At 68.9% G+C, this 10,880-nt stretch carries 9 protein-coding genes and 1 pseudogene; 8 read left to right on the forward strand and 2 right to left on the reverse strand.

The window, feature by feature from the left end:
* The first annotated feature begins 8 nt into the window (after positions 1 to 8).
* Entirely contained in the window at positions 9 to 2,912 is a 2,904-nt protein-coding gene (locus BJF83_RS04780; protein ID WP_083678411.1) for a tetratricopeptide repeat protein, read from the forward strand.
* A gap of 13 nt (positions 2,913 to 2,925) precedes the next feature.
* On the opposite strand, the pseudogene BJF83_RS04785 reads toward BJF83_RS04780, so the two are convergent.
* Both BJF83_RS04785 and BJF83_RS04790 read right to left on the reverse strand, forming a co-directional pair.
* Positions 2,926 to 3,737 (reverse strand): annotated as a pseudogene (locus tag BJF83_RS04785) (oxygenase MpaB family protein).
* A gap of 1,705 nt (positions 3,738 to 5,442) precedes the next feature.
* Positions 5,443 to 5,859: an ATP-binding protein gene (locus BJF83_RS04790; protein WP_075925319.1), complete on the reverse strand. Its 417-nt coding sequence runs from the start codon at positions 5,857 to 5,859 to the stop codon at positions 5,443 to 5,445.
* Between the two features lie 152 nt (positions 5,860 to 6,011).
* Here BJF83_RS04790 and BJF83_RS04795 point away from each other — a divergent pair, with 152 nt between their 5' ends.
* The 7 genes from BJF83_RS04795 to BJF83_RS04820 form a co-directional block, all read left to right on the forward strand.
* Positions 6,012 to 6,320: a putative quinol monooxygenase gene (locus tag BJF83_RS04795; RefSeq protein WP_075925320.1), complete on the forward strand. Its 309-nt coding sequence runs from the start codon at positions 6,012 to 6,014 to the stop codon at positions 6,318 to 6,320.
* Positions 6,317 to 6,685 (forward strand): helix-turn-helix domain-containing protein, encoded by a 369-nt coding sequence (locus tag BJF83_RS28485; RefSeq protein ID WP_262391320.1) that lies wholly within the window; start codon positions 6,317 to 6,319, stop codon positions 6,683 to 6,685. The genes BJF83_RS04795 and BJF83_RS28485 overlap by 4 nt, the downstream gene beginning before the upstream one ends.
* 17 nt (positions 6,686 to 6,702) lie before the next feature.
* Complete coding sequence (locus BJF83_RS04800; protein ID WP_262391321.1) at positions 6,703 to 7,521, forward strand: hypothetical protein; 819 nt, start codon at positions 6,703 to 6,705, stop codon at positions 7,519 to 7,521.
* Between the two features lie 139 nt (positions 7,522 to 7,660).
* A complete protein-coding gene (locus BJF83_RS04805) occupies positions 7,661 to 8,071 on the forward strand; it encodes a plasmid replication, integration and excision activator (RefSeq protein ID WP_075925321.1) in 411 nt (136 codons plus the stop codon).
* A 101-nt stretch (positions 8,072 to 8,172) separates the two neighbouring features.
* Positions 8,173 to 8,418 carry a hypothetical protein gene (locus BJF83_RS04810; RefSeq protein ID WP_075925322.1) on the forward strand — a complete coding sequence of 82 codons (246 nt, stop codon included), beginning with the start codon at positions 8,173 to 8,175 and terminating at the stop codon, positions 8,416 to 8,418.
* Positions 8,418 to 9,824: an FtsK/SpoIIIE domain-containing protein gene (locus BJF83_RS04815; RefSeq protein WP_075925323.1), complete on the forward strand. Its 1,407-nt coding sequence runs from the start codon at positions 8,418 to 8,420 to the stop codon at positions 9,822 to 9,824. Before BJF83_RS04810 ends, BJF83_RS04815 begins: the two co-directional genes overlap by 1 nt.
* Positions 9,824 to 10,880, forward strand: a 1,057-nt coding sequence (locus BJF83_RS04820; RefSeq protein WP_316042204.1) for a replication initiator, incomplete at its 3' end; no start/stop codon positions are given. The genes BJF83_RS04815 and BJF83_RS04820, both read left to right, overlap by 1 nt.

The raw sequence follows: 10,880 nt of genomic DNA on the forward strand, positions 1-10,880 counted from the left end.
GCCTGTTGGTGCACCTCGACCGTGAGGTCACGGTCGACCAGTTGATCGCCTACCTCTGGAACGACGACCCGCCGCGCACGGCGCGTTCGGTCATCCAGGTGCAGGTCCACCATCTGCGTCAGCTGCTTCCCGACAGCATCGCCACGACCCCCGGCGGGTACACGCTGAGCGTCGATCCCGAGTCCGTCGACCTGCACCGGTTCCGGAACCTGCGCGCGCGGGCCGTGAACGCCGAGCCCGCGGTCGCCGTCGACCTCCTCGACCAGGCCCTGGACTGTTGGCGGGGCACTCCCTTCTCCGGAGTCGGGTCGGAGTTCCTCGAACACTCGGTGGTCGCTCCGCTGCGTGAGGAGTGGTGGTCGGCCGTGGTCGGATGGGCGTCGTGCGCCCTCGGCCTCGGAAGGCAGGCCGAGGTGGTCTCCCGGCTCACCCCGATGGTGGGCGAGCAGCCGTTCCGCGAACGGCTGCACCACCTGTTGATCACCGCCCTGTGGCGGGACAACGAACGCGCCAGGGCGCTCGCCGTGTACGAGTCCTTCCGCGTCAACCTGGTGGAGGAACTGGGGGTCGACCCCGGACCGGAACTGACGGCCCTGCACGGCAGGATCCTCCGGGACGACGTCAGAGCCGGTGCGGAGGAGTTCCCCGGCGGAGCGCCCGCGGACGGTTCCGAGTCCGGATACGTGGTGCGCAACGACCTTCCGCGTGACCTGCCGGACTTCACGGGGCGCCGTGAGCCTCTCCGGGTTCTCGACGAGGTGGCCAGCGGTGACGACGGCCTGGCCAAGGTCTGTGTGATCACCGGAGCCGGGGGGGAGGGGAAGACGACCACCGCCGTCCGGTTCGGGTACGAGTCCGGGAAGCGCTTTCCCGACGGGCAACTGTTCATCGACCTCTACGGTTACACGGCCAACAAGGAACCCCTCGATTCCTCCTCGGCGTTGGCGGCGCTGCTGCGCGCGGTCGGGGTACGGGCCGAGTCCGTTCCCGAGTCCCTGGACGAGCGTTCCGCCCTGTGGCGGGCGACGCTGATGGGGCGCAGGATTCTGGTCGTCCTGGACAACGCGGCCAGTTTCACTCAGGTCAGCTCACTCCTGCCGTCCTCGCCAGGGTCGATGACCCTCATCACCACGCGCAACGACCTCTCCGGACTGAGCGGTGCGCGCTTCCTCTCCCTGGGGATGTTCGACGAGGCGACGTCCCTGGAACTCCTCGAACGTGTTGTCGGCCGAGAGCGTGTGAGAAGCGAACCCGAGGCGGCGCGCGACATCGTCCGCATCTGCGGCGGACTGCCGTTGGCCCTGCGGGTCCTGGCGGGCCGCATGGTGAGCCGGCCCCGGTGGTCGTTCGCGCACGTGGCCAGACGGCTCGGGGAGCGGAACCGCAAGTTTCGGGAACTGCGGGTCGAGGGTCAGAGCGTGGAGTCCGCGATCGACCTCTCCTACCAGAGCCTCACCGCCGACCAGCGCCAGGCCTTCCTCCTGCTCGGGCTGATGATCGGGAACACGGTCGACCTCGGCGGCGCGTCCGCTCTGTTGGACATGGACCTGGAGGATGCGGACGACACGCTCCAGGAACTCGTCGGGGTCTGCCTCCTGAACGAGCCCAAGGGGGACGTGTACCGGCTCCACGACCTGATCAGAGCCTTCTCCCTCGACCGTGCCCTGACCGCGTTCGGTCAGGAGGAGGTCGAGGCCGCCAAGACGCGGTTGGCCCGGTTCTACCTCGAAACCGCCCAACAGGCGGCGGAGCTCATGGGCGTGCACGTCGGCGTCGGATCGGACGCGGACGGGCTGCGGCACCGCGCCTACCTGTCGGGCCGCGAGGACGCGGAGGGCTGGTTCTCCCTTCACCAGGAGAACCTGACGGACACCATCGAGTACTTCGCGGTGGGAGACCACGGCGACAGCGCCTGGCGCCTCGCCGACGCGGTGTGGCGCTACTACGCCCTGCACGGCCACATGTCGCTGCTGATCAGCTCGCAGGAGCAGGCCTTCCAGATCAGCGACAGGCAGGGCAACGAGCGCGGCCGCGCGGTGACCCTCATCGGTCTGGGGATCGCCCACTGCCTCTCGGGGCGGTTCGAAGAATCCCTGGATCTGCTCACGGAGGCGCGGGACCTGTTGGAGTCCGTCGGTGACGCCAAGGGCATGATTCGAGCCCTGGCCAACCTGAGCATGGCCTACGAGCGGCTCGGCCGGTTCGAGGACGCCATGGCTGCGGTGCGCGGCGTGCTGGAGTACGCCACCAGTGTCGGGGACACCGAAGTGGAGGCGTTACAGGCGGGAAACCTGGCGCTGTTCCATCGGATCCTGGGGAACTACCAGGAGGCGTTGGACTGCTGTGAACGGGCCCAGCGGACGCCCAGGGGCGAGGACAACGACGACCTGGAGTCACGGGCGAAGCTGACCATGGGGGAGGCCTATCTCGGCCTCGGCGAGCTCGACCTCGCCTTCCGGGCGCTGAACGAGGCCCTGGAGATCTCCCGGCGGTCGCGGCTCGTGGCGAGCCAGATCTACATCCACAACGCCCTCGGGGTCGCCCACCGGGCCGCCGGGAAGTGGGAACAGGCCGTGGAGTGCCACGTGGAGGCACTGGAACTCGCAGAGGCGTCCGGCAACCGGAGCGGCGACGCCGAAATCCTCACCGACCTCGGCATGACCTACCACGCCGCGGGGCGGTACGAGGACGCCGAGGCCGAGCTGGAGCGCGCCCACGCCATCGCGGTCGAGCGCAGCGAACGCTACATCGTCGCCCGTGCGGCTCTCGCGCTCGGACGGCTGCCCGCGCCGACCATGCCGACCGGCCGCGCCCGCACCCTCCTCCAGGGCGCCGAGGAGGCCTTCGCGGAGATGGGCGTGCCCGAACTGGAACGGGCCCGAGAGGCCCTGGCCGCCCTCGACGTCGACTGAGGCCGCCCGAACCTCAGTGGTAGGCCCCGCTCCTGGGTGTGCCGCGCGGTCGCGTCCATCCCCCGTTCCTGCGCATGGACCACAGGTACAGCCTGCTCGGCAGGGAGCGCAGGACGTGCGGGAGCCTCGGGTACACGGCGCGGGTCACCCGGACCACGCGGTCGAACCGCCGCTGCCGGGCCGCTGACCAGGGGATCTCGAAGGCCTCGCGTAGTTTCGGCGGCAGCAGGCCGCCCGCGAGGAAGCGCTGGACGTGCGTGATCGGCCAGAGCAGGCGGTTGGCCGGCCAGAAGAGCTGTCGGGAGATGCCGAGCGCCGGCTCACCGACCTCCAGCCGCCCGACCGCCTCGGCCCAGTAGGCGTCGAACGCGCCGGGGTGGCGGGCCACTGCTCCTCGGGCAGTCCCAGCGCGGTCGCGAACACCGCCGCCTCACGCAGGAACACGGGGAACTCGTCCTCGTCGATCTCCCCGACGGTGAGTTCGTACAACCGCGTCCACGTGTGGAACAGCGTCGCGGCCACCCAGAGCAGCAGGTCGGGGTCGAGCGCCCGGTAGCCCGGGCCGTTCACGCGGCGGTGTATGGCGCGGACGATGGCCTGGACGCGCGCCCGCTCCTCGTCGGTGCCGAGCGAGGTGCCGTAGACGTAGTAGAGCGTGCCGCGCAGCCGGTCGAGTGGGCGCGTGGAGAAGTCGCTGTGGTCGTGCACGCCCTGGGCGACGCTCGGATGGGCGACCTGGAGCAGAATGGCGTAGGCGGCGCCCCCGAGCAGGCTGGCCTCGGAGTGGATCCTGCGCAGTGGAGACTCTTCGGACGATCGGCCCATGTCTGGATCGTAGGACAACGACGGTTCCGGGGCGGTGTGGCGCGCCCGTCCGGGATCGCTCCGGTCGGTGCGGGCTCCGGGGCCTCGGGCCTGGCGCGCGAACGAGGCCTACTTGATGGGACAGGAAAATCTAACCCCAAAGACAGGTACGGTCGGCATGGGTTCGCAAGCGCCCGGGTCCTCCAGCTACGGTCCCCGGTCCCCCACCCTCATGCCCGCCGGTGCGCCCCTCCGCCCCCCGTCCGGTTCCCTCCCCGGGCCGGGGACCACCGTTGGTGAGGCGCCGGCACCATCCGCGGTCAGGCCTCCCGCCACCCCGTGTCGGCGGGCCCCCTCCCGGCCGACGCCCCTCCACGCGGCCCGGACCGCGCGGCGGGCCTCAGCGGTGCGCGTCGCCGAGCAGGTCGATCACCGCCCTTCCCTGACTGCATGTGCACCGGACGCCGCGCGCCGGAAATCGCGCACGACAAAGAACGGGTGCCCACCTGCGTGGACACCCGTTCCTCCGTCGGGGTGGCGGGATTTGAACCCACGACCTCTTCCCGTGCTCGGGGTCGCCGTGGTGTAGCGGGGAGGGGCCGTGAGCTGCGGTCGGAGGTAGTCCGTGGTCCTGGCCCGTTCCCGCCGTTCCCGGGGGTCTCCCGACGCCATGTGCAATGAATGTGCATCGAGGCGGTGGGCTTCCTCGTGTCCTGGAGGAGGGGCCCAGGACTTCAGCTTGGGAAACCGAGAATGCTCCTGGCGGCTGACCTCGCGCTTCGCTGACCTGTGCTGATGTGGTCTATTTGTCCACGATTCCCCGTGGTTCCCCGGTGTTGACCGCCTTGTGTGGCACGTGTGTGGCACGAAGTGGGGCCGCTGTAGGGCCCGTTCCCCGGCGCGGAAGACGTTCGCAGTGAGCGATGCCCTTCGGGCTTTATCGTCCTGCGGAACCGGCTCGCCATCGACGGGATCCCCGTTGATGTCGTTTCCATGCCCTACGGGCTTTATCGTCCTGCGGAACAATATCGATCATTCAAGTAAGACTTCTCTGTCTGGAAGTTTCCATGCCCTACGGGCTTTGTAGTCCTGTGGAACCCTTCCCGTTTTTCACCGGGTCTGACCTGCGGTGACGCACCCCCTCAGCACGCGAGTGGGCCCTGACCCCCTCACAGGTGCGTGACCTGCGCAACATTTTGACTTCGCGGGTCTTTGACCAGCACGAACGCTCTGCAGGCAACAGGGGGTTTTGGGCGTGTGCCGCGCGCTCCTGTACACGCTCGCCCTCCCCGCATCCCATCGGCTCCGACATGGCACCGTCCACCTTTCCCCAAGGGCGGGTGCCGTGTCCAGACCGACCGTGCTCCCGCCAGCTCCCGCGACGCCCAGGGTTGCCCGCAACGGGTGCGCCACACCCCCCACCACGGAGGCGGGTCACCACGGTCTCGATCCCGCGCGGGTTCTGCGCGATCGGTCCGCACCTTCGCACGTGCGGTGTCGCGCCAGGTTCGTGCGGGCCCGGGGGGTCCACGGGTGGGGTCGCCTGTACCACCAGACGCTCACCGAGTCCGTTGACTGCGCGGGATCGGTCCGTGTGAGCTGTGTGGGCGCGGCTGCCGACCGGCGAGGGACCGGGCGGCAGCCCGCAGCCCGAGGCGGGCGGCGGGCCGCCGCGACGGCGCTCGCGCCGTCGCCTTGATCCCATACAGCCCAATTCGGCAAGCCTTCATGCCTCGATCTCGAACCAGGTCTTGCGCCCGGACAGGGTGACGAAGCTGCCCCATGAGGTGGCCAGGGCGTCCACGAGGAACAGGCCGCGTCCGTGTTCGGCGTCGGGTTCGGGATGTGCGACGTAGGGGGCGTCGAAGAACGACCCGCCGTCGTGCACGGTGACGCGCACACGGTGGCCGTGTTCGTGCTCGATGAGGACGCCGAACCCGGCCTCGGGGAGGTTGGACGGGGTGTGCTGGACGGCGTTCGTGGCGAGTTCGCTGGTGAGAAGTACCGCGTCGTCCACCATCGGGAGGTCGCCCAAGCGGTCGGCGACGAACGCGCGTACGAAAGCGAGCTGCTCGGGGCGGCCGTAGAACCATCCGTGGTGCACGCTGACGGTGTGTTGGGAGCTGTCTGCATGGAGGGACATGGGGTTTCACCTCACGCTTGAGTACATGTGGCAGACACTGAACTGCTGAGCTAGTACTATTAGTACGGATACCGTATAACAGGTGCGTGGTTATCGCACTGGTTTCGGCGCACAATAAGTACGGGTCCTGTAGTCAAGGTGAGGAGTGCCCTATGTTCGGACTGTCCGTGAGGTTCACGCTCAAGGACGAAGCCAGCGCTGGCGGCTTCGATGCCCTGGTGGCGCAGACGCTGCCGCACATCCGGGAGAGCGAGCCGGGCACCCTCGTGTACGCCGTCCACCAGGTGGACGGCAAGCCCCTGGAGCGGATCTTCTATGAGCTGTACCGCGACAGGGCCGCCTTCGACGCGCACGAGGACCAGCCGCACGTCAAGCGCTTCCTCGCCAAGCGTGAGGCGTTCCTGTCCTCGGTGGAAGTCGACTTCCTGCACCTCGCGAACGCCAAGGGTGTCTCCGAGTGAGCGGCAATTACCAAAAAGCGCTCGGTCGAAAGGTCGCCCAGAACCGGAAGCGGCGTGGGCTCTCGCAACGGGAGTTCGCCGGGCTCGTCGGCCGCTCCGAAGCATGGGTGTCCCAGGTCGAACGCGGTGTGCGCAAGGTCGACCGCATGGTGGTCTTGGAGAAGCTCGCCGAGGTTCTGGAGATTCCGGTCTCGGAGTTGGCCGCCGAGGCGCCGATCGTGGCGGCGACGGCTGAGGAGCGCCCGGCAGTAGTCGTCTGCGTTTGGTGCTCAGCGGCGCCCACGCGCTCAACGCCCTACTGCGTGCGAAGGGTCCGGTCGATGTCGACGCCCTTCGTCATCGGGCTGAGCAGGCGTGGGAGCTGACGCACGCCAGTTCCTACATGGACCTGACCGAGGCCTTGGAGTCGCTGATTCCCGACCTGGAGTCGGCGGCGCGGTCGGTGCCCAACGGCGAACGCCTGGAGCTGTTCAGGCTCCTGAACGCCACCTATCAGGCGTGTTCCTCCGCGCTCACCAAGCTGGGGGAGTACGAAGCGGCCTGGATCGCCGCTGACCGATCCATCACCGCCGCCGAACGCGCCGAGGATCCGCTACTGATGGCGGCCGGTGAGTTCCGCCTCTGCCTCACCTTTCTGGGCGCTCGCTACTACGACCAGGTGGAAGCGACCGCCAGCACCGCGACCGAGGCGCTGTCGGGCCTCGTAGAGGAGGGCAACCCGCAGGCTATGTCGGTCTACGGGGCACTGACCCTGCAACGAGCCATCGCCGCCGCCCGCCGCAACGACGCCACGTCCGCGTACCGTCACATCGCCACGGCACGAGCGGTCGCGGAACGGATCGGTGAGGAGCGCAACGACTACAACACCGAGTTCGGCACGGCGAACGTGACACTGCACGAGGTCTCGGCCGCTGTGGACCTGGGCGACGCCGGGGTTGCTCTGCGAGCGGCGCAAGCGGTTGATACCTCCGGCCTGTCGGCGGAACGCCGGGGGCGGTTCCTCATCGACGTGGCCCGTGCGCATCTTCAGCGCCGCAACGTCGATGACGCGGTGGCCACGCTGGAGGAGGCCGAATCCATCACCCCCGAACAGGTACGGGCGCACCCGCTGGTGCGGCAAGCCTTGGGTGACCTGCTGGCGATCCAGGATCCGGCCGGTCCTGCTCTGGTCGGCCTGGCGCGGAGGGCAGGCGTACTCTAAGTACGAGTCAGTACTAGAACTACTAGACAAAACTAAAAGTACGGGTTAGCGTGTGGTGTATCGCATGGGCCTTCCTGCGTGGAGGGCGCGATGCACCACACGCTTTCGTGTGCGCCTGATGGCGCGGTGAGGAGATGACATGGCTATTCAGGGTGCGTTGCCGGTGCAGTTCGCCACGGTGTTCCCCCACGGGGCCTTCGCTCTGGGAGTGGAGGCGATCACCGATTTCGAGACCAAGCGGCCCCAGCTGGACAAGGACTCGGGGTTGCCGCTGTGGGCGGTGGACGTGATCGACGCCGACCCCGAGGCGCGGGGCAAGGCCAAGTCGGTGAAGGTCAAAGTCGTCGCCCAGGTGTGCCCGACGCTGCCGGACGAGGTTCCCGGGCTGCCGTTTCGCCCGGTGGAGTTCGAGTCCATGGCGGTGATGCCCTACGTGGACGACAACGGTCGTCGCCCCCGGGTGGCGTACTCGCTGCGGGCGCGGGGCGTGAAGGCTCCCGGTGCTGTCGCTGGTGGTGGGCGTCGCTCCCAGACCAAGGACGCCGTCTGAGGCGTGCATGAAGCGGGGCGGCCTGGTGCTCCAACACCTGAGCCGCCCCTTCAATCCCCTACTCGAACCCTGCGAAAGCTTCGTGAAGAGGTGTCTTCAGTATGTCCGATTACCCCACCGACCTGTCCGGGCTGTCCGGCTCGCGGCTGGTCCGGCTGTTCCTGGAAGCGGTGGACACGCCGCGCACGACCCCGGCCGAGTGGGCGGAGTTCTTCGACTTCAAAGCCCGTGTGTTCGCCATGATCGCGGAGCGGGACGGCAACCCCGACGCGGCCAAGGCCGCCGAACGCGCCCGCACCAACCGGGACCGGGTCCTCAACGAGATCGCGGACGGGGGTGAGGTCTGATGCCGTCCAAGGTGGGTTCCGCTCAGACCTCCCCGACTCTGCCGTCTCCGGCTCAGGGGGTGCGGTGGACGACCCCGATCGTGGAAACCCCGGGGATCGTCGTGCTCGCCTCGTGGGTGTGGCGGCTGGTCCGGTTCCTGGTCACGTTGCCGTTCCGGTTCCCCGTCATGGTCGCCTCAGCTGCCGTGTCGGTGTCGTCCTGGTGGTGGTTCGGTTGGCTGGGCCTGGCCGTGCTGTGCGGGGTCGCCTCGGTGGTCGCGTTGGTGTGGTGGCTCCTCTGGCCGGACTCGTTCCGGGTCTGCGTCGCTCTGCGGGTGTTGGCGTGGTGGCGGCACGTGGTGGTCTACCGCCGGCACTGGCAACCCGTCCTGGTCATCTCCGGCCTGGCCGAGTCCTACCAGGAACGCCGCTACCTGCCCCGCATCCGCCGCGTCTCCTGTACCTCGTGGGCGGACCGGGTCCGGGTGACCCTCGTGGCCGGGACCTCTCCGGCCGATTTCGAGACCCGCGTGTCCGAGCTGGCGCACGGGTTCGGTGCCCCGTCCTGCCGTGTGGTGGTGGAGGGGCCTCGGCGGATCACTTTGGAGTTCCCCCGACACGACACGTTGGCCGAACCCCTCGACGCCTTCCCGATGACGCACCACGTGGATCTGTCGGCACTTCCGGTGGGGGTGTGTGAGGACGGTTCGCAGTGGCGGCTTCGCCTGCACGGTACCCATGTGCTGGTGGCTGGGGTGACCGGGTCGGGGAAGGGGTCGGTGATCTGGTCGGCCATCCGCGCGATGCTCCCGGCTGTGGCTGAGGGGGTCGTGCAGGTGTGGGCGATCGATCCCAAGCGGATGGAGCTGTCCTACGGCCGGGGCCTGTTCGCCCGGTACGCGGACGACGGCGAGTCCGCGGTGACGGTGTTGGAATCGGCGGTGGCGGACATGCAGGACCGGGCACGCCGCTACGCCGGTCGCCAGCGCTCCCACACCCCCACCACGGCGGATCCGTTCGTGTTGGTGGTGTTGGACGAGGTGGCGTTCCTGACCGCCTACCACCCCGACCGCGACGTCCGTCGCCGCGCCGAGAACGCCATAGCCACGCTCACCTCGCAGGGGCGTTCGGTGGGGTTCTCGGTCCTGGCCGCGTTGCAGGATCCCCGCAAGGAGGTGATGAATCTGCGGAACCTGTTCCCGGACAAGGTCGCTCTGCGGCTGGACGAGGCGTCCCAGGTCGACATGATCCTCGGCGAGGGTGCCCGGGACCGGGGGGCGAACGCGCATCTGATCGACCCGGGTCTTCCCGGGGTGGGCTACGTCCGTATGGAGGGCTCCCCGGCACCGGTCCGGGTGCGGGCCGCGTACGTGTCCGATGACGACATCACCGCCATGACCGAGGTCTACGGGTCGGAGGTGGTCTGATGCCCACGCCTACCGGTAAGTCGACCCGTGCCGAACGGCTCGCGCAACCTCTGGCGCGTGAGGTGGCTGAACAGGTGGCGGCTGACCACGGGGTGTGCATCCGCCCCGTCTCGCTGCGGCGGACGGACATCGGGACCGGGGAAACCGAGATCGTGGACGTCCCGTGCGGGTCCACGCTCGAATCCCGCTGCCCCGCCTGCGCGAAACGGAAGCGGTCGCTGCGGCGGACCCAGTGTGAGCAGGGCTGGCACCTCGCGGAGGAACCCGTGGTGGAACCCGATCCGCCTACCGAGGGGCAACGCTCGTGGGTGGAACAGCGGGCCGTGGTCACCGCCGAACGGGACCAACTCGCCTCCACCGGGGCCGCCTCGGCTGACGAGCTGGCCGAACTCGCCGCGGTCATCTCGGACCTGGATGAGGAGATCTCCGCCTCGGGGCTGCGGGGCTCGGTGACCCGCTCGGGCTCCTCCTCGTCGTCGGGGTCGCGTCGGGTCCGCTCCACCAAGCGGCGTCAGGACGTCCCGGACCTTCCCAAGCGTCCGATGACCAGGAAGACGGTCGGGCGGGCCTACACGGATCCGAACACGGGCAGGGTGTTCCGGCCGTCGCTGTTCATCACCCTGACCCTGGACTCCTACGGACGCGTGAGGTCGGACGGCACCCCGGTCGATCCGGAGACCTATGACTACCGGCGGGCGGCTCGGGACGCGCTGCACTTCTCCAAGCTGACCGATCGGTTCGTGCAGAACCTGCGGCGCGTGGCCGGGTTCGATGTGCAGTACTTCGCGGCCGTCGAACCCCAACGGCGGTTGGCTCCGCATCTGCACATGGCCACCCGGGGCACGATCCCCCGGGCCGAACTCCGCCAGATCGCCGCCGCGACCTACCACCAGGTGTGGTGGCCTCCGGCCGATCGCGTGGTCTTCGACGGCGACCGCCTGCCGGTGTGGGACGAGAACGCCGCGACCTACCTGGACCCCACCACGGGGGAGGTCCTGCCCACCTGGGAACAGGCGCTGGACGCCCTGGACGAGGACCCCGACGCCCAACCCCATC

It is taken from the genome of Nocardiopsis sp. CNR-923 (genome assembly GCF_001942255.1).
Lineage (GTDB): Bacteria > Actinomycetota > Actinomycetes > Streptosporangiales > Streptosporangiaceae > Nocardiopsis.